Source organism: Novosphingobium sp. BW1, assembly GCF_008107685.1.
In the GTDB taxonomy this organism is placed as follows: domain Bacteria; phylum Pseudomonadota; class Alphaproteobacteria; order Sphingomonadales; family Sphingomonadaceae; genus Novosphingobium.
The window spans coordinates 380,911-407,067 of the sequence record NZ_VIRF01000058.1 but is presented as its reverse complement, the minus strand read 5'-3'; the positions used below and the strand labels follow the sequence as shown (position 1 = coordinate 407,067).

Sequence of the window (26,157 nt, the reverse complement as noted above, 5' to 3'; positions counted from 1 at the left end):
GCGCTCTCATGCTGCGCACAATCGCGGCGTTCGGTCGGGCCTTATGGCGCGGATTTGCGGACCATCACGCATTTTTGCGTATGTTGCCCCGCTACCACGGCGCGAGGCTCCGTTCGCTCTACGTATACGTATGCCATATTATGCGTAACCCATCCCGCGTCTAAACCAAAGGCAGGAAATGAGTCGCGCCGTCTTCGAAGCGCACTCGCCCATGGGAGCGGACACCGCAATCGGTCTTCAGAACCGTCACGCGGCATTGGGAGGTAACAGGGAATGCAATTTCGTACGTATACTGTAAGCAAGGTCGTGATTTCACGGGGCGCACTGGTCGCCGCGATGCTGTCTGCCATGCCCGGCACGGCGCTGGCGCAGGAGGCCGCCGAGCCGCTGACCGAGGAAGGCGCGATCATCGTCACCGGCTACCGCGCCAGCCTGGCCAGCGCAGTGGGCGAGAAGCGCGAGGCTGAGCAGATCGTGGAATCGATCTCGGCAGAGGACATAGGCAAGCTGCCCGATGCCTCGATCGCGGAATCGATCGCGCGCTTGCCCGGCCTGACCTCGCAGCGCGTCAACGGGCGGTCGAACGCGATCTCCATTCGCGGCTTTGCGCCGGATTTCTCAACAACACTCCTCAACGGGCGCGAGCAGACCTCGACCGGCGACAACCGCGCGGTCGAGTATGACCAGTATCCCTCCGAGATCGTCAACGCGGTCAATGTCTACAAGACACCGATGGCCAGCCTGATCGGTCAGGGCCTCTCGGGCACGGTCGACATGCGCACGGTCCGCCCGCTGGATGGCACCAGGCGCATCGTCAGCGTCGGCGCACGCGGGACCTACACTGATCAGGGCAAGCTCAACGCAGGGTCATCGGACACAGGGTTTCGCATGAACGCACTCTATGTCGACCAGTTTGCGAACGACACCCTGGGCATCGCCCTTGGCGCCAGTTACCTTGATGAGCCCTATCAGGTCGAAGAGTTCAACGCCTGGGGCTATGCCGATGGGCCTGACGGTAACCGCGTGATCGGGGGCTCGAAGTCCTATGTTACCTCGACCAAACTCAAGCGCCTCGGGCTCAACGGCACGCTGCAATGGCGCCCATCCCCGAACTTTACCTCGACGCTCGACGCGTTCTATTCCGACTTCAAGGACGACCAGTTCAAGCGCGGGATCGAATTGCCGCTGTTCTGGTCGGGCGCTTCGCTCCAGGACGACTATAGCGCCCCGGATGGTCTCATCACGCAAGGGGCCTTCGACGATGTGAAGGGCGTGCTGCGCAATGACGCGTTCCAACGCCACGCCAAGCTCTACTCGTTCGGGTGGAACAGCGCCTGGAAGGGCGACGATGGCTGGAATGCCGTTGCCGATGTCAGTTACTCGCGCACCGACCGCAACGAACTTGTGGTCGAGACCTACTCGGGCACGGGCCGCGCGGGCGAAGGCGCAACGGATACCATCGGCTTTTCCAGTTCCTCGGGCGGGACGGTGTTCACCCACCAGCTCGACTATGCCGATTACGACCTGATCCAGCTCACCAGCCCCCAGGGCTGGGGCGGCACGCAGATCGGGCTGGACGGAACCACCATCACCGGCGGGCAGGACGGCTATTACAACGATCGCAAGATCCGGGACGAGCTGTGGCAGCTGCGCCTCGAAGTCGCCAAGGAGATTGATCGGGGGCTCCTGCGCTCCGTCCAGGCCGGGCTCAATTACACCACCCGCTCCAAGAGGCTGGTGCCCGAGGAGTATTTCCTCGGCCTTGCTGCCAATACTGATGGCACGGTCTCGGTCCCGATCCCCGAGGACGCGCGCCTGGGGGCGACCGATCTCGACTATCTGGGGCTGGGCTCGATGGTCAGCTACGATCCGGTCGCGCTGGTCGATGCCGGGCTCTACAACCTTGTCGCCAATCCTTATGGCGACGTCGTGGTCAAGGCCTACGCGATCCGCGAGAAGATCATGACCGCCTATACCCAGGCGAACATCGATGCGGAGATTGGCACAGCGCACCTCACTGGCAACGTGGGCGTGCAGGCCAATTGGGTCGACCAGAACTCGAAGGGGGCGACGGCGGTGTATCTGGGTACCAACGCCAACGGATCGCCTGACATCGGTGCTTCGCAACGTAACGAGAGTACCGATTACCTTGATGTTCTGCCCAGCCTTAACCTCTCGCTGCGTTTCCCGAGCGACTTCGTCATTCGCTTTGCTGCGGCGCGCGAGATCATCCGCCCGCGCCTTGACGATATGCGGGCCTCGCTCAGCTGGGGTTACACCGTCACGGGCGACGTGGCGCAGGTAACCGGTTCCTCGGGCAATCCTGATCTTCGCCCCTGGCGAGCCAACGCGCTCGACCTGACATTCGAGAAATACTTCGCGAGCAACGGCTACATCGCCGCGCAGTTCTACTGGAAGGACCTGAAGAGCTATGTCTACAACCTGGACGTGACGGTGCCCACCTCGGCGCTGGCGTTGCCGAGTCCGGGCAATGGCATTGCGATTGCGCCCTATGCCCAGCTCAATGTCCCGGTGAACGGGGAGGGCGGCAAGCTCTACGGCGTGGAAGTCGCGACGACGCTTCCCTTCGAAACCTTCGTCAAGACGCTGGAAGGCTTTGGCGTGACGGGCTCTGTTGCTTATACCAAGACAAAGATCTCGCCGGTGCCGGGCGGCGCTTCGGAAGACCTGCCGGGCTATTCCAAGTGGGTGGCCAATGGCACGGCCTACTTCGAGAAGGCAGGCTTCAGCGCGCGCGGCTCGGTGCGCTATCGATCCACCTTCGTGGGCGAGGTTTCCGGCTTCGGCGCGGCCCGCGTGCGACGCCGTGCGGCCTCGGAGTTCATCGTCGATGGGCAACTTGGCTATGAATTCCAGCCGGACAGCGCGCTGGAGGGGCTCTCGCTCTACCTCCAGGGGCAGAACCTGACCGACGAGCCCTTCATCACCGCCAATCCCGGCGATGCGCGCCAGGTGATCGATTACCAGAGCTATGGACGCCGGTTCCTCGCCGGGTTCACCTACAAGTTCTGACCGTTTTGGCAGCAAGGCCCGGGCTGGCTCCACCCGGACGGGGCCTTGCTGCCACACCTCGGGGGTGGGACTGTCCGATTGAACGTCCCGGCCGGTTTCACCCCTGACCCGCTTTCACTCGCGCGATCTTTTTCGAGGAAGCCACGATGATCCAAGCAACGACGCTGGCCCTTGCGGCATCAGGCCTGCTGCTGCTGTCTAGCGCTGGGCACTGTCGGGACGCGGAACAGTCCGACGCGCTGGCCGCCTTGCGGGCCCGCCCGCCCGAGCAGGACGTGATCTACTTTGTCCTGCCCGACCGATTCGAGAACGGCGATCCGGACAATGATCGGGGAGGCTATGGAGGAGACAGGCTTGCGACGGGCTTCGACCCGGCCGACAAGGGGTTCTATCATGGCGGCGATCTGGTGGGACTGACTTCGCGGCTCGACTATATCCAGAACCTGGGGGTGACAGCGATCTGGGTTGGCCCGGTCTTTCGCAACAAGCCGGTGCAGGGCGCGCCGGGCCAGGAGAGCGCCGGCTACCACGGCTACTGGATCACTGACTTTACGACGGTCGACCCGCACTTTGGCAGCGAGGCCGAATTCGCCGCCTTCGTGAAAGCGGCCCACGCGCGCAGCATGAAGGTCTACATGGATATAATCGTCAACCACACGGCTGACGTGATCACTTATGCCGATGGCGAAGGGAGCGGCTATGCCTACCGCAGCAAGGCCGCGTATCCCTTTTCGACCCGAGGCGCGGTTCTGGGAGCGCCGATCAACCCGGCCTTTGCGGGCGATCATGATCCCGCACCCGCAAACTGGGCGAAGCTGATCTATCCCGGTTTTGCCTATGCCCCGCGCGTGCCTGAAGCTGAACGCGAAGCGAAGACCCCGAAGTGGCTCAACGATTCGATCTACTACCACAACCGGGGCGATACCGACTGGAGCGGGGAGAGCGCGCAGTACGGCGATTTCATCGGCCTCGATGACCTGGCGACCGAGCATCCGCGCGTTGTCGAGGGGATGATCGAGATCTACGGCGCCTGGATAGACCGCTATGGGGTTGATGGCTTTCGCATCGATACCGCCCGGCACGTGAATCCCGAGTTCTGGCAGGCTTTCGTACCCGCCATGGAGGAGCGCGCGCGAAAGGCGGGAATCTCCAACTTCCACATCTTCGGCGAAGTCGCGACTGAGCGCTACGACCCGGCGCTGCTCGCGTCCTGGACACATGCGGCCAACTTTCCGGCCGTCCTCGATTTCGGCCTGATGTACGCGGTGATCCATGCCCTTTCGGCAGGTGGTGGCCAGGCCGACCTGGCTCGGATGCCGATGGACGATGCGCTCTATGCAGGAGGTGCCGGGGCGGCCAATCGGCTGCCCACGTTCCTGGGCAACCATGATGCGGGCCGGATCGCGATGCTGCTCAAGAAGGCAAATCCCGGGATCTCGCAGCAAGAGCTCCTCGCCCGGGTCACACTGGCCCATGCACTGCTGCTGAGCTTGCGCGGCGTACCCACGATCTATGCAGGCGACGAGCAGGGCTTTCTCGGCACTGGCGGCGACAAGGAGGCGCGCCAGGACATGTTCGCGTCGCAGGTCACCGCCTTCAACACGCAGGACCTTCTCGGCACCGACGCCACGAGTGCCGACGCCAATTTCGATACCGGGCATCCACTCTATCGCTTCATTTCGCAGCTGGCGAAGCTGCGTGCGCGCACGCCAGCGCTGCAGAGCGGCGCGACACGTCTGCGGACGGCATCCGAAGCCGCGCCCGGGCTCTTCGCAGTCTCGCGTTTCGATCCGCAGGATGGCCATGAAATTGTCATGGCTTTCAATACCTCAGGGGAGGCCTTGGAAGCTGTGGTCGCAGTCGATCCAAACTCAGTGCAGTTCCGCGAGATCGCGGGCCACGGCTGCGCTACAAAATCGATTGCAAAGGGAAGTCTTGCCGTCACGCTGGCACCTTTCGGCTTCGCCCTGTGCGAGGCCAGGCGCTAGTCCCTGGCGGACTTCGACGCACGGCGAGACGCGAAAAGGGATACTGCGCAGCATGACGACCCCTGTGGCAAATCAAACGGACCGCGAAGCCGGTGCCTGGTGGCACGGTGCGACGATCTACCAGATCTACCCGCGCAGCTTCATGGACAGTAACGGCGATGGCGTGGGGGACCTGGCGGGCATCACGCAGCGTCTCGACCATGTGGCGCGCCTGGGTGTCGAGGGGATCTGGATATCCCCGTTCTACACCTCACCCATGGCGGACTTCGGCTATGATATCTCCAACTATTGCGACGTCGATCCGATCTTCGGGACGCTCGCGGATTTCGACGCCTTAGTCGCGCGCGCCGGAGAGCTGGGCCTCAAGGTCATTGTCGACCAGGTCTACGCGCATACGTCCGATGCGCATCCCTGGTTTGAGGAGAGCCGCGCCTCGCGCAGCAACTCGTATGCAGATTGGTACGTCTGGGCAGACCCCAAACCCGATGGCTCGCCGCCCAACAACTGGCAGTCCGTCTTCGGTGGTCCGGCCTGGTGCTGGGACGCCCGGCGCGGGCAGTATTACCTGCACAATTTCCTGAAGGAGCAGCCCCAGCTCAACGTGCACAATCCCAAGGTGCAGGAGGCGCTGCTGGATGTGGCGCGCTTCTGGCTGGAGCGAGGCGTCGCCGGCTTTCGCATCGATGCGCTGAACTTCACGATGCACGATCCGCTGCTGCGCGACAATCCGCCCGCGCCTGATACCGGCGAGGTGCGCACGCGCCCCTTCGATTTCCAGCTCCAGACCTACAACCAGTCGCACCCCGATATCCCGCAATTCATCGAGCGATTGCAGGCGCTGATCGCCAGCTATTCGAGCACCTTCTCGCTCGCCGAAGTGGGCGGGCGCAACGCGCTGACCGAGATGCTCCAATTCACGCACGGACCCGAGCGGCTCGATAGTGCCTATGGCTTCGACTTTCTTTACGCGCCGGCGCTTACCCCGGCGCTCGTCCAGCAGGCGCTCGAGGCCTGGGACGGGCCCGAGGTCGGTGGCTGGCCAAGTTGGGCCTTCGAGAACCACGATGCGCCGCGCGCACTTTCCCGCTGGTGTGCGGAAGAAGACATGCGCCCTGCCTTCGCCCGCATGAAGGTGATGCTGTTCTTCGCGCTGCGTGGCAATCTCATCCTCTATCAGGGCGAGGAACTCGGTCTTCTCCAGGACGAGGTCCCCTTCGACTTGCTGCAGGACCCGGAGGCTATCGCCAACTGGCCGCTGACCCTGTCGCGCGACGGAGTTCGCACGCCCCTGCCGTGGGTCGGGGGCGACGCGCGGGGGGCCTTCACGCTGGGGCTGCCGTGGCTTCCCCTAAGCGGGCAGAACCTCGCGCGGGCAGTCGATAGGCAAGATGCCGATCCCGCCTCGCAGCTCAACCTGACCGCGCATTTGCAGCAAATCCGCAAAGTCTTGCCCGCGTTGCGCAAAGGGACTTGCGCTGTACTGCTTGCCGATGCGCACCGGCTGGTCTTTCGCCGCAGCCATAAGGGGCAGAGCGTGCTCGCGGTATTCAACTTCAGTGAAGCCGCTCAGCCTTGGCCTGCAGGCCTGACCGCCGTGGGCAATCTACGCGCGCACACCAATTTCGACGCTGCCCAATGGACGGGGGAGGGCCGCCTTGCCGAACTGCCCCCGCACGCGGCGATCTGGATCGAAGAGGGAGAGAGATAACGATGAAACCGCTGCACTTTCTGGTCGCCGCCGGACTGGTTCTCGCCACCTGCCATGGGACAAGCGTGGAAGCGGCTGAGCCCAAGAAAGTCTCGGCCAGCTCGCCCGATGGAAGCCTGGTCCTTCGCGTGACCACCGACAACGATTCCCGGCCGGAATGGTCGCTCTCACGCAAGGGCAAGCTTCTTATCGCGCCCAGTCGGCTGGGCTTCATTCTTGCCGATGGTCTATCCATGGTGCGCGGCTTTTCGATCACCGGCAGTGAGCGCGCGCAGGGCGACGAGACCTGGGAGCAGCCTTGGGGCGAACGCCGTTTCGTGCACGACCGTCATCACGAGCTCCTGGTACGCTTCGCGCAGTTCAAGGAGGACGGCGCGCGGCGGATGAACGTGCGCTTCCGCCTCTTCGATGACGGTATCGGCTTTCGCTATGAACTGCCCGAGCAGCCCGCGCTCAAGACCATGCGCATCGCCGAGGAGGCGACCGGCTTCACCGTCGCGCCAAGGGGCGAGGCCTGGTGGATCGCGGGCGGGGAGTGGAACCGTTACGAGCAGGTCTACCAGCATACTGCCATCAACGCGGTTTCCACGGCGCACACGCCGATCACGATGAAGCTGGAGGACGGCACGCACATCTCGTTTCACGAGGCAGCCCTTGTCGATTACGCGGGCTATCGCTTGCGTCGGGCCGATGGACAGTCCTTCCGGACCGAACTTGCCCCTTCCGCCGATGGCCCCGCTGTCGTGCGTGATCTTCCCTTCGCAACGCCCTGGCGCACGATCCGCATTGCCGAGGATGCTACGGGCCTTGTCGAGAACGATCTCGAACTCAATCTGAATGAGCCCAACACGCTGGGCGATGTCAGCTGGTTTGAGCCGGGGCGGTACATCGGCATCTGGTGGGGCATGATCCGGGGCGACTGGACCTGGGGGGAGGGCCCGCGCCATGGTGCCACCACCGCCCGCACCAGAGCTTATATCGATTTTGCCGCCGAGCATGGCTTTCGCGGGGTTCTTGTCGAGGGATGGGACGAGGGCTGGAACGGCAACTGGTTGGGGCACGGACAGGACTTCAGCTTTACCAAGGCCGTGCCCGACTTCGATCTCGATGCGTTGACATCCTATGCCCGTAGCAAGGGCGTGCGCCTTATCGGGCACCACGAGACAGGCGGGAACATCGCCAACTACGAAGCCCAGCTCGACGATGCGATGGCGCTCTACGAGCAGATGGGCGTCGATGTCGTGAAGACTGGCTACGTGACCGACGCAGGCGGGATCATCGCCGATACCGACCGTTATGGCGAGGCGCGCGGCGCGGTACGCACCGCCTGGCATGACGGCCAGCGCATGGCGAACCACTACCTCGACGTGGTGAAAGTGGCAGCACAGCACCATGTGGCCGTAAACACGCACGAGCCGATCAAGGACACCGGCCTTCGCCGCACCTGGCCCAACTGGGTCTCGCGTGAGGGCGCGCGCGGAATGGAATACAACGCCTGGGGGGCCTACGCCAACGGCCCCGATCACGAACCGACGCTGGTCTACACCCGGATGTTGTCCGGGCCGATGGATTTTACGCCAGGCATCCTGAGCCTGACCGGTGCCGAAGGCGTGCCGCTCGCGTCCACGCTGGCCAAGCAACTCGGGCTCTACGTCACGCTCTATTCACCCATCCAGATGGCAGCGGATTTCATCGAGGAACTGGAGAAGCACCCGCGCGAAATGGACTTCATCTCCAGCGTGCCGACCGACTGGGCGCAAAGCCATCTCCTCGCAGGCGAAGTAGGCGATTATGCGGTCTTTGCCCGAAAGGATCGCAAGAGCGCGCGCTGGTTCGTGGGCGGGGTTAACGATGCGACACCGCGCACGGTGCGCGTCAATTTTGACTTCCTCGACCCAGGCACGAACTACACGGCAACGATCTGGAAGGACGGCGAAGGTGCGACGTATCTGGACGAAACGCGCCATTCCATTGCCTACGATGCGCAAACGGTGACCAAGGGCGATAGCCTGGAGATATGGATGGCGCCCGGAGGCGGTATGGCGGTGCGGCTGGAGCCAAGTTACTGAAATTCCGTGGCGGGAAGGGGGCAGGGGGGCTCGTTTCCCCCTTGATAGGGAAGACTGTGGGGTTCATTTCCGGCACGCGGCCCGGTGCGGAACGGGACAGGCCCGATAAAAAATCGCCCGAAAACGAAATTGGGGCGCGCATTGTGGCGCGCTTTCGTCTATGGGGGCGCCGACTGTTTGCCCGATGTGCGGGCCAGCTTCCCGAATCCCCCTGACCGAGAGGCCGCTTTTTGGCGGCATGAACCGTTGATGCCTTCCAATTTTGAACACCTCCCCGAACCTCTTGCAGCCGCGCTGACCGGCCAGGGCTATGAAAAGCTGACCGCCGTGCAGGAGGCTGTCTGCGAAGGGGAAGCGGAAGGCCGCGACCTTCTCGTCTCGGCGCAGACGGGCTCGGGCAAGACGGTGGCGTTCGGCCTTGCCATGGCCGAGCAGATGCTCGCGGTCGAGGACTTGCCCTACGCGCGCACGCCGCTCGCACTGGTCATTGCCCCGACCCGCGAACTGGCCCTGCAGGTCAGCCGCGAGCTGAGCTGGCTTTACGCCCCCACCAACGCGCGTATCGTGACGTGTGTGGGCGGTATGGACCCGGTGGCCGAACGCAAGAAGCTGGAGAAGGGCGCCGCGATCGTCGTGGGCACCCCCGGCCGTCTGCGCGATCACCTCGAACGGGGCAAGCTCGACCTCTCCGACTTGCGCGTCGCCGTCCTCGACGAAGCCGACGAGATGCTCGACATGGGCTTTCGCGAAGACCTTGAAGAGCTCCTTGATGCGACCCCGGCCGAACGCCGCACGCTGCTTTTCTCGGCGACCATGCCGCGCGGTATCGAACAGCTCGCTCGCCAGTACCAGAACAACGCGCTGCGCATTTCGACCGCGGGTGAAAGCCGCGGACACGGTGACATCGCCTACCAGGCCGTGACCGTCACGCCCTCGGATGTCGAGAACGCGGCGATCAACATCCTGCGCTTTCACGAGGCCGAGACCGCGATCCTGTTCTGCGCGACGCGCGACAAGGTGAAGCACCTGCACGCCCGGCTGGTCGAGCGCGGCTTTTCCGCCGTGGCGCTTTCGGGCGAGCACTCGCAGAACGAGCGTAACAACGCGCTCCAAGCGCTGCGCGACAAGCGCGCGCGGGTGTGCGTTGCGACCGACGTTGCCGCACGCGGTATCGACCTTCCCACGCTTACCCTCGTGGTCCACGTCGAGATCCCGCGCGATGCTGAGACGCTGCAGCACCGCTCCGGCCGCACCGGCCGTGCGGGCAAGAAGGGCACCGCTATCCTGCTCGTGCCGCATTCGCGCCGTCGCCGCGTCGAATACATGCTGCGTGACGCGAAGATCCCGGCCGAGTGGACCGAAGTTCCCGGTCCCGAGGTCATTCGGGCCCAAGACCGTGAGCGTATCATCGAGGCGTTGACCGCGCCGCGCGAGATCACCGAGGACGACCGCGAGATCGCCCGCGCGCTGATGGAGAAGGTTCCGGCCGAAGACCTCGCGGCTGCTCTCGTCGCCGCGCAGCGCGAGACGATGCCCCAGCCCGAGGAACTCCTCGGCAAGGTTGAGAAGCCGGGCCGCGGCAAGCGTGGCGAAGGCTTCGAGGACGCGGTTTGGTTCCGCATGAACATCGGCCGCAAGGATCAGGCCGAGCCGCGCTGGGTTCTTCCAGTCGTGTGCCGCCGTGGCCACGTGTCGAGCGATGTCATCGGCCAGATCCGCATTCTCGTTCACGAGACCTTCATCGAGATTCCGGCCGCCATGGCGGACCGCTTCGCCCAGACCGTCGAGAAGACCGCGGGTTCGGGCGATGATGATTTCGAGAAGGCCATCCGCTTCGAGCGCTCCGCCGCGCCGCCGCCGGGACGCCCCGGCGGTTTCCGTGGTGGTCCGCGTGGCGGCAACGATGGTCCGCCGCGCAAGGCCCGTCCGTTCAACGGTGGTGGCAAGCCGCCGCGCCGCGACGGTCCGCGTCGGGAAGGCCCGCACCGCGGTGCCTCAAGCCATGGTGGCGGCCCGAAGAGCAAGAGCCGCCGGGGCTGATCTCCGGGACGCGCATCCAACGAAAAGAAGAGGGCGGGACCGTGTGTCCGGCCCTTTTTTGTGCGCCAGCGCCAGCGCCAGCGCCGGACAGGACAATGTCCAGCGTTGGTAAACAGGCGTTTTCAGTGTCGGGATTTTGAGGCTCACCACGTTAAGCGGTGAGTGGATATCCGAAGGAATAGCAATGGTTTTTAGAGGGTTATTGCCCTTTGGCCTCAAAAATCGAGGATCTCGCTTTTAAGCCATGGTCGCGCAGCGAAGAAACGTAGGCAGTTTTGGCAGCCCGAGGGCGATGGCGCTCCGAACTCGTTTCTTTAATTCCGGGTGTTTATTTGTCTTTGCGGCTGTCCGCACACGCATTGGGCTTACACGCCTCACCCGTTCCCCATGACCTCGTCGAGAGCCTCGCTGGCTTCGAGCCAGGTCATTTCGGCTTCTTCGAGCGCCGCGCTCACTTCGGTGTGCTTCTGTCCGATGGCGCCGAGGCCCAAGTCCTTGAGATCGCCCTTGGCGTTTGCGGGATCGACCAGCGCGGCGTCGAGTGCAGTGAGCCGGGTCTGGAGGCGCTTCATCGCGGTCTCGGCCTCGGTCACCTTGCGGCGCAGGGCTTTCAGCTCCTCGCGTGCGACCGCGCCCGACTTGCGGGCGGGCTTGGCATCGTTCGTGCTCTGCGGCTCATCGGATTTGGGTTGGTTCCGGCCCAGGACAAAGTCGATGTAATCGTCCATCGAACCGTCGTAGGCACGGGCCTCGCCCTTATCGACGAGGACGAGCCGGTCGGCGGCGAGTTCCACCATGTGGCGGTCGTGGCTGACGAGGATGACGGCACCTTCGTAGGCGTTGAGCGCCTGGACCAGCGCCTCGCGCGCGTCTACGTCGAGGTGGTTGGTCGGCTCGTCGAGAATGAGCATGTGCGGTGCATCGCGGGTCACCAATGCCAGTGCCAGTCGCGCACGTTCACCGCCCGACATTGTATGTGTGTCCGAGGTGGCGCGGTTGCCGGAGAAACCGAAGCGGCCGAGTTGGTTGCGCACAGCCTGCGGCGGCTTGTCGGGCATGGCGCGGGTCATCAGTTCGAGCGGGGTTGACCCTTCGGGCAGTTCCTCGACTTGATACTGGGTGAAGTAGCCGATGCGGATGCGCGGCGAGAAGTTTGTCTCACCTTCCATCGGCTCGAGTTGGCGCGCGATCAGGCGGGCGAGTGTCGTTTTGCCGTTGCCGTTGCGGCCAAGCAGGGCAATGCGGTCATCGGGATCGATGCGCAGGTTGAGGAGGCGCAGGATCGGCTTGCCTTCCTCGTAGCCCACGGCTGCCTTGTCGAGCGTGACGAGCGGGGGACGCAGCTCATCGGGGCTAGGAAATTCGAAGCGCATCGAGGGATCTTCGGCGAGCGTCGCGATCGGCTGCATCTTGGCCAGCATCTTCGCGCGCGACTGGGCCTGCTTGGCGGTCGAGGCGCGCGCGGAGTTGCGCGCGACGTAGTCGGCGAGCTTCTTGCGCTCAGCTTCCTGACTGGCCTTGGCCGCTTCGGCCTGCGCCGCGCGTTCGGCGCGCAGGCGCTCGAAGCTGTCGTAGGTACCGGGATAGAGCGTGAGCTTGCCGTTCTGCAGGTGGCAGATGTGATCGACCACGCGGTTGAGGAGACTGCGTTCGTGGCTGATGACGATCAGCGTGCCGGGATAGCTGGAGAGAAAACTTTCCAGCCATAGCGTGGCTTCGATGTCGAGGTGGTTCGAAGGCTCGTCGAGCAGCAGGACATCGGGCTGCGAAAAGAGGAGGGCAGCCAGGGCGACACGCATCTTCCAGCCACCCGAAAAGCTGTCTAGCGGTTGACCCTGCATTTCCTCATCGAATCCGAGGCCGACGAGGATGCGTGCGGCGCGGGCCGGGGCGGAGTAGGCGTCGATCGCGATCAGGCGCTCGTGCACATCGCCCAGGCGATTGGGGTCAGTGCAGGTCTCGGCTTCCTCGAGCAGCTGCGTGCGTTCGGTGTCGCCGTCGAGGACCGCCTCGAACGGGGTTTTGGTCCCGCTGGGCGCCTCCTGTGCGATGTAGCCAAGGCGTGCGCGGCGCGGCAGGTCGACCGAACCGCCATCGGGTTCGAGCTCGCCGATCACGGTCTTGACCAGTGTCGATTTGCCCGCGCCATTGCGCCCGATGAGGCCGACCTTGCCCCCGTTGGGAATGGTCGCACTGGCCTGGTCGAGGATGGTGCGGCCCCCAAGGCGCACGGTGATGTCGCGGATCGTCAGCATGGCGGGCCGCGTAGCAGGACCGGGCCGATTTCCCAAGTGGCAGATGGGTCCGTCCCATGGTGCCGGGCGTGCTGCACTGCAATCGGACTGCAAAGACATTCGTCCAATTTGATCTGGCGCGGTTTTCTTGGGCGTGCGGTGGTGGCAGTCTTCTTGCCGGATGGCGGTGCGGAAACGACTCGGGGGGTGTAAGGAGCATGAAGAAATCGGTCGGAGCCGCGCTTGTGGCGCTTGTGCTTCTGGCGCTCGCTCTCTTCTGGTTTCTGGGGCGGGGCGATGACGGGCACGGTGACCTCGAATTGCATGGCAATGTCGATGTCCGCCAGGTTTCGCTGGCGTTCGAGGAAGCTGGGCGCCTTACCGAACTGACCGTCGAAGAGGGGGATACGGTGGAGGCCGGAGATGTCGTTGCCCGGCTCGACACCGAGACGCTCGCGTTGCAGGTGCGCCAGGCCGAGGCCGAGCTGGCGGCCCGGCGCGCGCAACTGGACCAATTGCGCAATGGCTCGCGTCCCGAAGAAATTGCTCAGGCCCGTGAGGCCAAGCGCGCCGCGCAGGCTGACGCTGCCCGAACCAGCCAAGACCTTGCCCGTATGCAGCAGGCGAGTGCCGCGACCGACGGACGGGCGGTCAGCACCCACGATCTCGATGCGGCAACGAGCGCGGCCGAGGCGGCGGCGGCGCGCGCCGAGGAAGCCGGTCAGGCGCTGATGCTCGCGCGCAAGGGGCCGCGCACAGAGCAGGTGGCCACGGCCGCCGCGCAGGTCCAGGCCGCTGAAGCGCAGGCCGCGTTGCTGCGTCATCGTGTCGAGATGGGCGTGCTGCGCGCACCGCATCGCGGGGTTGTACGGGCGCGGCTGCTTGAGGAGGGGGACATGGCATCGCCCCAGCGGCCGGTGCTGGATCTGGCACTCCTTTCGCCGAAGTGGGTGCGGGTCTACGTCGGTGAGCAAGACCTGGGCCGGGTTCATCCCGGCATGGCCGCGCAAGTAACCAGCGACAGCGCGCCCGACGCGCCAGTGAAGGGGCAGGTCGGCTACATTTCCTCGGTCGCCGAGTTCACGCCCAAGTCGGTCGAAACCGAGGACTTGCGCACGGCGCTGGTCTACGAGGTGCGCGTGATCGTCTCGGACACCCGTGAGGCCTTGCGCCTTGGCCAGCCGGTCACGGTGCGTCTGGACACCGGTGGACAGAAATGAGTCTAGCGCTCGACAGTCATGGAGCCCGAAAGGGGGGGCACGCGCCGCCGATCATCGTCGCGCGCGATCTGGTCAAGACTTTCGAGGGGCCTGACGGCGCGCCTTTCGACGCCCTCAAGGGGATATCCTTTGAGGTCGCAGCGGGGCGCTTGACCGCGCTCGTCGGTCCCGATGGCGCCGGCAAGACAACGCTGATGCGCATGATCGCAGGGCTTCTGCGCGCCGATGGAGGCGGACTGCAGGTGCTGGGCCATGATGCCGCGCAGGATGCACAGGAAATTCAGAGCCGGATCAGCTACATGCCGCAGCGCTTCGGGCTCTATGAAGATCTCAGTATCCAGGAGAACCTTGATCTCTATGCCGATCTTCACGGCGTGCCCGCGAACCTGCGCCGTGAGCGGTTTGCCCGGCTTCTCGAAATGACCGATCTGGCGCGCTTTACCGCGCGCCCGGCGGGCAATCTTTCCGGGGGCATGAAACAGAAGCTTGGTCTCGCCTGCACGCTGGTGCGTGTGCCAGACCTGCTGCTGCTCGACGAGCCAAGCGTGGGGGTCGATCCTCTCTCGCGTCGCGACCTTTGGGAGATCATCGAGCAGATGATTGCCCAAGAGGGCCTCAGCGTCCTTGTCAGCACGGCCTACATGGACGAGGCCGCGCGCTGCGAGCGGGTCCATGTCTTCAACAAGGGCGAACAGCTGGCCGAGGGCACGCCCGGTGAACTGCGCGCCCGGGTTGCCGGGCTGACCTACGTCGCTGCGCCGCGCGAAGGCGAACCCGCCCGCGATCTCCAGGCGCGCCTGATCGACGCCCCGGACCGGATCGTTGATGCCGTGCCGAGCGGGGGCGAGGTCCATTTTATCCGCCGACCCGAATGCGCAGCTGACAGTCTCGTTGATCTCCTGGTTGGCTGTGAAGCGCGGTCGCGTGAGGAGGAACTGGAAGATGCCTTCATGCTTCTGCTGCGGGCACACGAGGAGGAAGGCGAGCCGACCGCGCCCGATCAGGGCGGGGAGGTGGCCTTGTCCAGCGCCGGACCCGAGCGGGGTCAGGACGGCGCGCCGATCATCGTCGTGCGCGACCTCGTTCGCCGCTTCGGCGACTTTACCGCGGTTGCCAGCACCAGCTTCGATGTTCGGCCGGGCGAAATATTCGGCCTCCTCGGGCCCAATGGCGCGGGCAAGACGACCACCTTCCGCATGCTCTGCGGGTTGCTTCCGGCGAGCAGCGGCCACCTGGAGGTGGCGGGGGTGAACCTGCGCCAGACACGTGCGAACGCGCGGCGGCGCATCGGCTACGTCGCGCAGAAGTTCTCGCTCTATGCGAACCTCTCGGTGCGCGAAAATCTGGAGTTCTTCGGCGGCGCATACGGCCTGCGGGGCGGGACCCTGCGCGCGCGGGTGCGCGCCATCGAGGCCCGCTTCGATCTTGATCCACAGGCGCAGAGCGGCAATCTGCCGCATGGCTACAAGCAGCGCCTCGCGATGGCGGCCGGGCTGCTGCATGGTCCGCGCATCCTGTTCCTCGATGAACCCACCAGCGGCATCGACCCACTGGCCCGGCGTGCGTTCTGGCGCACGATCACGCAGCTCTCGCAGGAGGGTGTGACGATCATCGTGACGACGCACTTCATGGAGGAAGCCGAGTACTGCGACCGCATCGCGATCCAGGACGCCGGCCGTCTGCTTGCGCTGGGCACTCCGCGCGCGGTGCGCGAAGAGGCGGGGCCGCGCGGCCAGGACATGAACAGTGCTTTCATTGCCATCGTCGAGAATGCGCGGGCACAGGAGCGGACGATGCCAGGCGGGCCGGAGAGCGTGGCATGAGCGTGCCACGATCGGGCTTTGTCCAGCGCCTGACCGCGCTGGTGCGCAAGGAAATGCGCCAGATGGTGCGGGACCGTTCGAACCTACTCGTTGGTTTCCTGCTACCGCTCGCGCTGATCCTGCTGTTCGGGTACGGCCTCTCCTTCGATGTGCGCAACGCGCCTGTCGCAGTCGTTATCGACACGCCGTCGGTCGCCGTGCGCGAGGTGGTCTCGGGGCTGGAGGGCTCACGCTACCTCGCCCCTCGTCGGGTCACGACCATGGCCGAAGCCGAGCACCTCCTGGGAGATGGCAGCGTTGATGCCATCGTCCATTTCCCGGTCGATTTCGCGCGCCGGTATGCGGCGGGCAGCGCCCGCGTCCAGATCGTGCTCAACGGTATCGATTCCGTGACGGCCAGCACGCTGGAAGCCTATCTTTCGGGGGCCATTTCCAAGGCGCTGGAGCACCGTGGCGATCGCGGGGAGGGCGCGTTGTCCGGCGCCGGACAGGTGGAAATCGTGCAGCGCGTCTGGTTCAACGAGACCTCGAACAGCACTTGGTATCTGGTGCCGGGGCTTGTCGTTCTCATTATGACGCTGGTGGGCGCATTCCTGACCTCGCTGCTGGTGGCGCGCGAATGGGAGCGCGGCACGCTGGAATCGCTTTTCGTGACTCCGGTGCGTCCCGTCGAGATCGTGCTCGCCAAGCTTGTACCCTATATCCTTGTTGGGCTTGTCGACCTCGCCATGTGCCTGGTGGCCGCGCGCGTCCTTTTCGATGTACCGATCCGCGGCTCCCTGCTGGCGGTCCTCGTTTCCTCGACGATGTACCTGATCGTCTCGCTGCTCCTGGGGCTCTGGATTTCGGGCGCGACGCGTAACCAGTTCGCGGCGAGCCAGGTGGCACTCCTCACCAGCTTCATGCCCGCGATGATGTTGTCAGGGTTCGTGTTCGACTTGCGCAATGTGCCGATAGGTGTCGAGATAGCCGCGCAGATCGTTCCCGCCACGCACTTCATGATGCTCATCAAGACGCTGTTCCTGGCCGGGACCGATTGGGCAATGGTTGCGCGCAGCTGCGCAATCCTAGGGGGCTATGCGCTTCTTCTCACTTTCCTGACGCGGCGCACTGTGCGCAAGCGGCTCGATTGAAGGCGCGCCGATGGAGGCCCTGAGCGCCCTGATCTTCCCGATCCTCACGCTGATCCGCAAGGAGCTGCTGGCGATCTTCAAGGACCCGGCCAACCGTATCGTCCTGTTCGCGCCTGCCTTCGTGCAGACGTTGCTATTCGGCTATGCGGCCTCGTTCGATCTTACAAACGTTCCCTACGCCGTGCTCGACCAGAGCCACAGCGCGGCTTCCAGCGAATTGCTGGCCCGGCTCGATGGGACGGGTGTGTTCCGGCGCGAGGCCACGCTCGCCAATGCCAACCAGATCGCGCAGGTGATCGATAAGCAGCGCGCGCTCATGGTCATCGCGATACCGGCGGACTTTGCTGAGACCCTCGCAGCCGGGCGCCGCGCACCGGTGCAACTGATCCTCGACGGCCGCAATTCGACGACGGCGGGTTCGGCCTCGGCCTATGTCGCGTCAGTGGTGGCCGCCTTCAACGCGGGGCGCGAAGGCGGGCAGGGGCTCGAACTGGTGCGCCGGGCCTGGTTCAATCCCAATCTGGAATCGCGCTGGCAGATCGTACCCGCCATGGTCGCGACACTGAGCGTGCTCCAGACGCTGCTCCTCGCCGCACTCTCGGTTGCGCGCGAGCGCGAGCAGGGGACCTTCGATCAGCTTCTCGTCACCCCGCTCACCCCCTTGCAGATACTGGTCGGCAAGTCGGTGCCCTCGATCGTGGTCGGCATGCTGCAATCCACGATCGTGTTGCTGATCTCGCTGTTCTGGTTCGACATCCCGATGAGCGGATCTGTCTGGCTTCTCTACCTTGGCCTGCTCGGCTTTACCGGGGCCTCGGTCGGGATCGGCATGTCGCTGTCCTCGGTCGCGCTCAACATGCAGCAGGCGATGCTCTATACCTTCCTTATCATCATGCCGCTGACGCTGCTTTCGGGCCTCATCACGCCCGTGCGCAACATGCCCGAGGTGCTTCAGGTCGCGACTTACGCCAATCCCTTGCGCTTTGGCGTCGACCTTGTGCGCCGGGTCTATCTTGAGGGTGCAGGCCTCACCGATATCTACCATGACTTCATCCCCATGTTCGTGATCGCGGCGCTGACACTGCCGCTCGCGGCATGGCTCTTTCGCCACCGTCTGGCCTGAACCTCTAACCTGCGAGAGGCTGCATGACCGACCATACTTCACTTGCACGAACGACGGCTTCGTCGCTTCTCGTCGCCCTTGCGCTGGGGGCCTGCACGGTGGGGCCGGACTATGCGGTACCGTCGCTGGAAGCCCCGACCGATTGGCACAGCTGGCGCTCGGGCGATGCCGCGCTGCACGATGTGGCGACGGATGGTGAGGCGCTGCCCGCCGCCTGGTGGACGCTCTGGGGTGATCCGGTGCTGAACGAACTGGAGGCGCGCGCGCTGGTGGCGAGCCCGGACATTGCGAGCGCTGCGCTCCACTTTGCCGCAGCGCGGGTGCAGCGCGGCGGGGCCGAGGCAGCGGGCCTGCCCCAGGTTAACCTGTCGGGTTCGCTCACGCGCCAACGGCTGAGCGAGAACGGCGCCTCGACCCGTTTGTTCGACGTGATTGGCAGTGAGGCCGAGCGTGACCAGATGGCGCGTTTTCTCGCCAATCCCTTTACGCTTTTCCAGGGCGGTCTCGACGCAGGGTGGGAGCCGGACCTTTGGGGCAAGGTACGTCGTTCGCTGGAGGTGGCCGATGCCCGCGTGGAAGGCCAGGCTGCCATGTTGGAGCAGACGCGCCTGGCAGTGGCGAGCGAAGTTGCGCGCAGCTATGTCGACTTGCGCAGCGTCCAGCGCCAACTGATCCTGGCCGAGGAGGACCGGGACATACTGACAGAGCGCGAGGAGATCGTGGACGCGCGGGTTCGAGCTGGGCTCGACGGGCATTCGGTGCTCGAAGGCGCGACGATGGAGCGCGCAGGTGCGCAGGCCACACTTGCCCCGCTGCGCGCGCAGGAGGCTGCACTCATCAACGCGCTGGCGGTGCTGACCGGAGAACGCCCGGGGGGATTGCAGGACCTTCTGGATCCACCTGCCGGTTCGGGGATGCCGATTGATCCGGATCTCGGGCTAGGGCTCCCGTCCGAGGTGGCGCTGGGGCGGCCTGATGTGCGCGAGGCGGGTGCGCAGCTCCATGCGGCCACGGCCGAGATCGGGGTTGCCGTGGCGGACCTCTATCCCAGCATTCGCCTCGGGGGAGGCTTCAACCTGGAATCCTATCGCAGCCAAAGCCTGTTCGACTGGGGCAGCCGCACCTGGTCGTTGGGGCCCAGCCTCAACCTGCCGCTCTTCGATGGGGGACGCCGGCGCAGTGTTGTCACGCTGCGCCGGATCGAGGAGCGCGAGGCGGCGGTGCGCTTCCAGCAGACGGTGCTGAGCGCCTGGCAGGAAATCGACGATGCGCTCAATGGCTATGGCGCCGAGCGCAGGCGCCGCGACGAACTGGTGGTGCGGCTTGCCGGGGCCGAGCGTCGGCGCGATCTGGTGCGGGCAAACTACGCGGCGGGCAACGTCAGCTACCTTCCGCTGCTCGATGCGCGCCGGGCCGTGCTGGGCGTGCAGCGCGAACTGGTCCGGAGCGAGGGTGACCTGCGCACCCGCTTCATCGCGGTCAACAAGGCGGTGGGCAACGTGCCGCCACGCAATAAGGAAGGTAAAGAGGGTTCGCCTCAGTGGATTGATCGGGACAAAGGAGTCCGACTGAAGGATGCCCAGGCGAACGCGCACTTGTCAGATTAGGGCATGCGAACCGATATCGAGATTCATCTCACTTCCGAGGTCAGCCAGCGATTTGAAGCGACTGTTGCTGCGCTTGGTTTACCGCAAAAGCATGTGTAGCGAACCCGGATCATTTTGCTGACCGCTCAGCGCGTAAGCACTCAGGCGATCATGGCCGCCGCAGGAAAATCGAAGACTTGCGTGTGGCGATGGCCGGAGCGTTTCATGAAGGAAGGTGTGAACGGCTTGCTGCGGGACAAGACCCGTACCCCGACATTGCGCATCTGGAGCCAACGCTGGTCGAGAAGGTCGTGGCGCAGACGCAGGGGCCACCGGCGCACGAGGCCACGCACTGGACGGTGCGCGCGATGGTCAAAGGCGGTGGGCCTTGCGGCCTCCTCGGTGGTGAAGATCGGGCACGAACACGGTTTGGCCCCGCGCAGATGGCGCAGTTTCAAACTGTCCTAGGACAACGTCTTTGCCGAGAGGCTGCATGATGTCGTTGGGCTTCGTGTCTCGCCGCCTGCCCATGCGATCGTGCTGTCGATCCGTTCCCTCAACACGATCGAGGCCCAGATGCCCGCCGACAAGGTAATCCATGTCCTCCTCGACAATTACGCCACCCAAAAGCAGCCCAAGGTCGCGCGTGGCTGGCCAGGCACCCGCGCTGGACGTTCCATTTCGTACCCAGGTCCTGATCATGGCTCAATGCTGTCGAAGGTCTCTTTGCAAAACTCACCAGGCCGCGACTGCAAAACAACGTGTTTCATTCCGTGGTCAATCTGCAGGCTACCACTAATCGTTTCATCAAAGAGCAAAATCTGGAACCGCGTGCCTTCATCTGGAGGGCAGATGCCGACGAAATTACCGCCACTGTCAGGAACGGGCGCCAAACGTTGGAATCACTCCACTAGAAGCCCTTCTTGCGGTAGATCTCGGTGCCACGACGATAGACGACGAGCTTCTCCAGCGTTACTGGGTGGTAGAACGCTTCGAGCACCTGGCCCGCGTTGTTACGGGCATAAACCTCGTAGCAGTCGCCCGCGACCTGCATCTTGAGAGTCGTCCAGCCTTCCTGCCACACCTTCTTCTTCAGCTTTGCGATGGGCTTCCAATTGGCCTCGGGACCGGCCTTGCAGGTGACATCGCCATCGGCGAGGACGGGCGCGGAAAGGCCAAGGGCGGTGAGGGCAAGGCCCGCGCAGGCGAGCGAGGTGAACAGGCGGGTCATGCGGTGAAGGCTCCCTTGCGGATACGATGGCGTTTCCACGCGCGGGCGGCCCAAGCGAGGGCAAGCGGTGCGACGTGAATGAGGGCGGGGGTGGAACTCCAGCCCAGCAGCAGCCAGTGTGCAAGGGCAAGGAAAAGGGCAGGGTAGACGAGGCGCTGGAGCATTTTCCAGCGGCGGCCGAGCCTGCGAACGGCCGTGTTGAAACTGATCGAGGCGGGTATCAGAAGGAGGACGAGCGCCAGCCAGCCCGTCCAGATGCCGGGGAACCCGAATTCGGAGACGATGCCCTCAGGCGTCATGTCGATGACATAGAAGCCCAAGTGCAGCAGGCTGTAACTGAAGGCCGCTACGCCGAGGTTACGGCGGATCAGTAGCCAGCCCTTGAGGAATCGGTTGGTCCCGACAAGTTCAACAAGTGGGCCCGGCAGCATTGCCAGGACCATCAGGCGCACGGCGAGCTCCCCGCTGGGCGACAGCAGCCCCATCGACCACGCCGCGTTCGCGAGCAGGTCCCAGACCATGAGCAGGCCGGGAATGGCCAGCGCCAGGCTAATGAGGAGCGAGAGGCGCGCGCGCTTCATCACGTTCAGACCTGCGCCCAGCGGCGCACGAGGTTATGGTAGACGTGTATGAGTCGGTCGACGTCGGGATCCTCTACGGCCCGGTCGCTCGACAGCGCCTGGATCGACTGGTCAAGATCGTAGAGCAGCGCGCGCTTGGCGGCGTCGGCAATCGCACTTTGCAACCACAGAATGGCGCAGAGGCGCTGCCCCGAGATGACGGGCGTGACCTGGTGTAGGCTGCTCGAGGGGTAGAGAACCATGTCACCCGCCGCCAGCTTGACGCCTTGCGCGCCATACTCCTGCTCGATGACCAGTTCGCCGCCTTCATAGTTGTCGGGATCGGAGAGGAAGATCGTGGCAGACAGGTCGCTGCGCAGCGTCAGGCCACGCGCGTTGTCGCGCATCAGTGCGGAATCGACATGCGTGCCGTAATGCCCGCCGTCCTGGTAGGCATTGAAGACCGGAGGCCAGATTTTCTCGGCAAGCGAGGCCGAGACGAAGCGGGGCGTTTCGCCGAGGCGCCGCAGGATGGTGTTGGAAAGCTCGCGGCCCACTGGGCACTCACGGTCGACCTGGAGGTTCTGCTTGACCGCGATGGAGCGTGTGCCCGCGGTCTGGTTTCCGTCGATCCAGCGCGCGTCGATGAGGCGTGCGCGCAGATCCGCGACCTCGTCGGGACCGAGCAGGTTCTCGATGACAATCAGCATGCGTCGTGGTGTCCGGGCAAGAAAGGATAGGAACCGCGGCGGACGTCCCCAAACACGCCCGCCGCGCCATGGCCTATCAGAAGCGGCCGGTCAGGGTAATCGTCCCGCGGCGTTCGTCCCCCTTGTAGAGGAAGGCGCCCGAACGGTACGCGGCGGTGTAGAAGTCCTCGTTGCCGATGTTCTGGACGTTGATGCGCGCGGAGAAGTTCGTGTTGAACTTGTACTCGGCGAAGGCGTCGAACACGGTCGAGGAAGGCACGCGGAAGGTGTAACGACCGATCTGCGCGTTGTAGCTTGCCGCCGCATCGGGCTGGCCTGCGTACATCGCGCTCTTGTAGGTGCCGGTGACACCGAAGGCGAAGGCGTCGGTCACTTGGTAGCGAACCTGGCCCGTTACCTGATTGTCGGCGAAGTTAGCCAGCGTCAGACCGATGTTAGCATCGCTGTAGCTGTCGAGCACCTTGGCATCCATGATCGAGCCGCCGATCTGCGCTGAGAGGCGGTCAGTGATGTTGCCGACTAGACCGATCTCGATGCCCTTCACGCGGGTCTTGCCCGTGTTGAGCGAGCCGCTCGGCGTGTAGCCGCTACCCCCGCCAGCGGTTTCGTAGACATCGTCCTTGGTGGTCTGGAAAGCGGCGACGGTGAGAAGCAGGCGATCGTCAAACAGGTCCCACTTGGCGCCGACTTCGAAGGACTCCGAGCTCTCGGGCTTGCCGGCCGAAAGCGGGACGTTCTGATCGACGCACAGGCCACCGTAACCGCAGTTGGAGCCAAGGTCCGATTCGCCCCCGTTGACGTTCGAGCCGGTCGACCAGGTGAAGTAAAGCATGAGCTCTTCCATCGGCTTCAGGCTCACCCCGGCATGGCCGTTCCACAAGGTGTCGTTGATGTAGTAGTCCGAGCGGCTGTCGCTGCTTGCGCTGTAGGTGGAGAGTGCAAAGTCGATGGCATCGGCGCGCACACCGCCGTTCAGCGAAAGCCAGGGCGTCACGTCCACGGTGTCCATCGCGTAGAAGGACAAGGTGCGCATGTGCCACAAGGAGTCCCAGCTGCCCTTCGTGATATCGCGCTGCAGGAGGCCGCGGATCGCGCCGTCCTCGATGATCTGCTCGCCGTTCGCATCGGTGATGCAGTAGGCCGGACGTACGCCGCCCCGACCCGCGACTTCGCAGTTGGTCGCACCTTGCGTGGTGGTTTCGTACGCGCCGTTGCGGACCTTGTGGTCGGAATATTCGCTGCCCACGATCAGGTTGTGCGCAAGGCCCGCCGTCTCGAAGCGGCCGATCACGTTGAGCTGGTTCACGAAGTAGTTTACGTCCTGCCAGCCTTGGTGGGTGCTAAGCGAGATCGAGCCGCCCGTGCTGTCCCCGCGCGCGCCGGTCGCGACGTAGCCGTTGTGGCTTTCGCCATAGCGGGTCGAGTTGACGATCTCGAAGCCATCCATCGGCGTGATGAAGATACGGCCCGTGACGGTGTCGACGTCGGACTTCAGGAAGTCCTCGTCCTGAGCGTAGCTGGGCAGGTCATCGAAGGTCTTGCCATAGCCTTCGGCATCGCTGGCCGCGACATAGACGCCAAGGTCCGGACGGTCCTTGGCGGTGAGGTGGTAGTAGTCGAGCTGGACGCGCACGTCCTCGCTGACCCGCACGAGACCCGAGACAGCGGCGCCCCAGCGTTCGCGGTAGGCGGGGTCGCGGTCGGGCACGTCCTGGTTGGCGTAGAGCAGGTTGGCGCGCACCGCGACATTCTCACCTAGCGCCCAGTTGGTGTCGAGCGTGCCGCGCCAGAAGCTGTCGGTGCCCACGCCGAGGTCCACCTTGTGGAACGAGTAGTCGGTGCTCGCGGACTTGGTGATCGCATTGACCGCCCCGCCCGAGGCGCCGCGCCCCGCGAAGGTGGAGCTCGGCCCCTTGGTGATCTCGACCTGGTCGACCGCGAAGCTTTCGCGCGTGGTCATGCCCGGATCACGCAGGCCATCTACGAAGACGTCGCTGCGCGCTTCCTCGCCGCGGATGATGTAGCGGTCACCAAAGGCGTTGCCATTTTCCCCGGTTCCGATGGTGACGCCCGGCTGCAGGCGCAGCACTTCCTTAAGGTCAGTCGTACCCGCTTCCTCCATTTGCGTCTCGGTGATGACGGTGATGGTGGCGGGAGTTTCGGCAAGCGGCTTCACGCGGCGCGGGTCGGCCGAAACGCGCGCCTTGTAGGGCGCACCCTGCGAGGTGTACGGATTGACGTCGGCTGCACGGTCTTCGATCTGCAGTGTCTCGAGCTGAATCTCTTCGTCGTCCTCGACTTCCTGCGCAAGGGCCGGCACCGCGAAAGTGGCGGCGGTTACGCCCAGCAGGGCGGCCGTACCTGAACGGCACAGTCCCGAGCCACGCAGACTTGTCGGACGCAAGATTCCCCCGGAGTTCTTTTTCACGAAACTTCCCTCATTACGAATGTGATCGGTTCTGTAGTGGGCTGGGCGCCGGTCAGTCGGTGCGCAGCGAGTAGTCAATCGGGAGCGCCAGCGTGACGCTGTCGCGCTCCATGGAAGATGGCATGCTGGGCAGCGGGGCCACGCGGCGCAAGAGGTCGAGCGTCGCCCCATCGAGCAGGTCGTGCCCACTTGAAGTCTTGATCGCGACGGCGCTGACCGACCCGTCGCGCGTGACAGTGAAGCGCACCGTCACGGTGCCTTGCTGGCGGGCCTTTTTGGCCTCCTTGGGATAGCTTTTCTTGCGTTGCAGGTGCGCCGCGATCATCGCAAAATAGTCCGCCTGGGCCTTGCGTGCCTTGGCGCTGGTGCCTGGGCCATCGCCCCTCTTGCCACTGCCCGTGCTGCGGCTAACCGACGTGGGAGCTGGTGCAGCAGGGGCAGAAGCAGGGGCAGGGGCAGGCATGGAGACGGCGCGCCCGGGCGTGGCGACTGGTGCGCTTTGCGCAAGGGCGCCCGGAACGGGGCGTGGTTCGCTTGGCAGCGGATCGGCCGTCTGCAGAGGCGGGAGTGGTTCGGGACGCATGGGCTGGGCCTGCGTGGGCTGCGGCGCTTGCGCCGATGTCTCGGGCCTACCCGCTGCTTGGGCCTGCGAAGCCGCTGGGGCTGAGGCGCCCTCGGGCAGCTCGACGAGGACCACTGGCTCTGGCGGGGGCGGCGCTGCGTCGCGGCTCCATAAGAGAACCGCGCCAAGCGCGAGGGCATGCCCGCCAAGGGCAATGCCGGTGGCCCCGGCCCAGCGCTGGCGCGCGCCTGGGTCAAGGATGCCGGGGCTGCGCATGGTCAGGCTCCAGCACCCTGTTCAGCCCCGACCAGGGCGACATGGCGATAGCCGGCTGCGCGCAGGACATTCATGGCGTCCATGATCGCTTCGTAGGTAACGTTCTTGTCTGCGCGGAGGAACACACGCTGTTCCCGGTCCCCCGAGGTGGCGCGCGCGATCGCATCACCCAGCGCGGCGGCCGAGACCTCCGTCTCGCCCACGCGCATTTCGCCGCTCTGGCGCAGGGTCAGGTAAACGGGAGCCTCGGGTTTGGGCGCGGGCGCCGCAGTGGAGGAGGGCAGGTCGACCTTGACGTCGACGGTCGCGAGCGGCGCGGCCACCATGAAGATGATGAGCAGGACCAGCATGACGTCGATGAAGGGCGTTACGTTGATGTCGTGGTTGACTGGCAGGTCCTCGCCGCCGTCGGAGAGCTGGATCGCCATGTGCG

At 64.7% G+C, this 26,157-nt stretch carries 17 protein-coding genes and 1 pseudogene; 11 read left to right on the top strand and 7 right to left on the bottom strand.

The window, feature by feature from the left end; translation table 11 throughout:
- Positions 1-336 precede the first annotated feature (336 nt).
- The 5 genes from FMM79_RS06880 to FMM79_RS06860 all read left to right on the top strand — a co-directional run bounded on the left by FMM79_RS06880 (position 337) and on the right by FMM79_RS06860 (position 10,838).
- Positions 337-3,033 carry a TonB-dependent receptor gene (locus tag FMM79_RS06880; RefSeq protein WP_371710875.1) on the top strand — a complete coding sequence of 899 codons (2,697 nt, stop codon included), beginning with the start codon at positions 337-339 and terminating at the stop codon, positions 3,031-3,033.
- Positions 3,034-3,179: 146 nt separating this feature from the next.
- Positions 3,180-5,021 carry an alpha-amylase family glycosyl hydrolase gene (locus FMM79_RS06875; protein ID WP_148626764.1) on the top strand — a complete coding sequence of 614 codons (1,842 nt, stop codon included), beginning with the start codon at positions 3,180-3,182 and terminating at the stop codon, positions 5,019-5,021.
- A gap of 52 nt (positions 5,022-5,073) precedes the next feature.
- The gene (locus tag FMM79_RS06870) at positions 5,074-6,729 is read left to right on the top strand and encodes an alpha-glucosidase (RefSeq protein ID WP_148626763.1); all 1,656 of its coding nucleotides are present in this window, start codon (positions 5,074-5,076) and stop codon (positions 6,727-6,729) included.
- A 2-nt stretch (positions 6,730-6,731) separates the two neighbouring features.
- The gene (locus FMM79_RS06865) at positions 6,732-8,798 is read left to right on the top strand and encodes a glycoside hydrolase family 97 protein (protein ID WP_148626762.1); all 2,067 of its coding nucleotides are present in this window, start codon (positions 6,732-6,734) and stop codon (positions 8,796-8,798) included.
- Positions 8,799-9,047: 249 nt separating this feature from the next.
- Positions 9,048-10,838, top strand: a complete 1,791-nt coding sequence (locus FMM79_RS06860) for a DEAD/DEAH box helicase (RefSeq protein ID WP_148626761.1) — start codon at positions 9,048-9,050, stop codon at positions 10,836-10,838.
- 374 nt (positions 10,839-11,212) lie between these two features.
- Here FMM79_RS06860 and FMM79_RS06855 read toward each other — a convergent pair whose 3' ends face one another.
- Positions 11,213-13,093: an ATP-binding cassette domain-containing protein gene (locus tag FMM79_RS06855; RefSeq protein WP_148626760.1), complete on the bottom strand. Its 1,881-nt coding sequence runs from the start codon at positions 13,091-13,093 to the stop codon at positions 11,213-11,215.
- Between the two features lie 197 nt (positions 13,094-13,290).
- Here FMM79_RS06855 and FMM79_RS06850 point away from each other — a divergent pair, with 197 nt between their 5' ends.
- From FMM79_RS06850 to FMM79_RS06825, 6 genes and pseudogenes are all read left to right on the top strand, one after another.
- Positions 13,291-14,292, top strand: a complete 1,002-nt coding sequence (locus tag FMM79_RS06850) for an efflux RND transporter periplasmic adaptor subunit (protein WP_148626759.1) — start codon at positions 13,291-13,293, stop codon at positions 14,290-14,292.
- On the top strand, positions 14,289-16,115 hold the full coding sequence (locus FMM79_RS06845) for an ATP-binding cassette domain-containing protein (RefSeq protein ID WP_148626758.1): 1,827 nt from the start codon (positions 14,289-14,291) through the stop codon (positions 16,113-16,115). Before FMM79_RS06850 ends, FMM79_RS06845 begins: the two co-directional genes overlap by 4 nt.
- Positions 16,112-17,248, top strand: a complete 1,137-nt coding sequence (locus tag FMM79_RS06840; protein ID WP_148626757.1) for an ABC transporter permease — start codon at positions 16,112-16,114, stop codon at positions 17,246-17,248. The genes FMM79_RS06845 and FMM79_RS06840 overlap by 4 nt, the downstream gene beginning before the upstream one ends.
- 10 nt (positions 17,249-17,258) lie before the next feature.
- Positions 17,259-18,371, top strand: a complete 1,113-nt coding sequence (locus FMM79_RS06835) for an ABC transporter permease (protein WP_148626756.1) — start codon at positions 17,259-17,261, stop codon at positions 18,369-18,371.
- Between the two features lie 23 nt (positions 18,372-18,394).
- Positions 18,395-19,978: an efflux transporter outer membrane subunit gene (locus FMM79_RS06830; protein WP_148626755.1), complete on the top strand. Its 1,584-nt coding sequence runs from the start codon at positions 18,395-18,397 to the stop codon at positions 19,976-19,978.
- 3 nt (positions 19,979-19,981) lie between these two features.
- Positions 19,982-20,871: pseudogene (locus FMM79_RS06825) on the top strand (helix-turn-helix domain-containing protein).
- Here the strand turns inward: FMM79_RS06825 and FMM79_RS06820 are convergent.
- The 6 genes from FMM79_RS06820 to exbD form a co-directional block, all read right to left on the bottom strand.
- Positions 20,868-21,188, bottom strand: coding sequence for a PepSY domain-containing protein (locus FMM79_RS06820; protein WP_148626754.1), 321 nt, complete (start codon positions 21,186-21,188; stop codon positions 20,868-20,870). The pseudogene FMM79_RS06825 and the gene FMM79_RS06820 overlap by 4 nt on opposite strands.
- Complete coding sequence (locus tag FMM79_RS06815; protein ID WP_148626753.1) at positions 21,185-21,769, bottom strand: ferric reductase-like transmembrane domain-containing protein; 585 nt, start codon at positions 21,767-21,769, stop codon at positions 21,185-21,187. The genes FMM79_RS06820 and FMM79_RS06815 overlap by 4 nt, the downstream gene beginning before the upstream one ends.
- 5 nt (positions 21,770-21,774) lie before the next feature.
- Positions 21,775-22,458, bottom strand: coding sequence for a Fe2+-dependent dioxygenase (locus tag FMM79_RS06810; protein WP_148626752.1), 684 nt, complete (start codon positions 22,456-22,458; stop codon positions 21,775-21,777).
- A 76-nt stretch (positions 22,459-22,534) separates the two neighbouring features.
- Complete coding sequence (locus FMM79_RS06805) at positions 22,535-24,886, bottom strand: TonB-dependent siderophore receptor (RefSeq protein WP_148626751.1); 2,352 nt, start codon at positions 24,884-24,886, stop codon at positions 22,535-22,537.
- A gap of 52 nt (positions 24,887-24,938) precedes the next feature.
- The gene (locus tag FMM79_RS06800) at positions 24,939-25,724 is read right to left on the bottom strand and encodes an energy transducer TonB (RefSeq protein WP_148626750.1); all 786 of its coding nucleotides are present in this window, start codon (positions 25,722-25,724) and stop codon (positions 24,939-24,941) included.
- Positions 25,725-25,726: 2 nt separating this feature from the next.
- Positions 25,727-26,152 carry a TonB system transport protein ExbD gene (exbD, locus tag FMM79_RS06795; protein ID WP_148626749.1) on the bottom strand — a complete coding sequence of 142 codons (426 nt, stop codon included), beginning with the start codon at positions 26,150-26,152 and terminating at the stop codon, positions 25,727-25,729.
- Between the last annotated feature and the right edge of the window lie 5 nt (positions 26,153-26,157).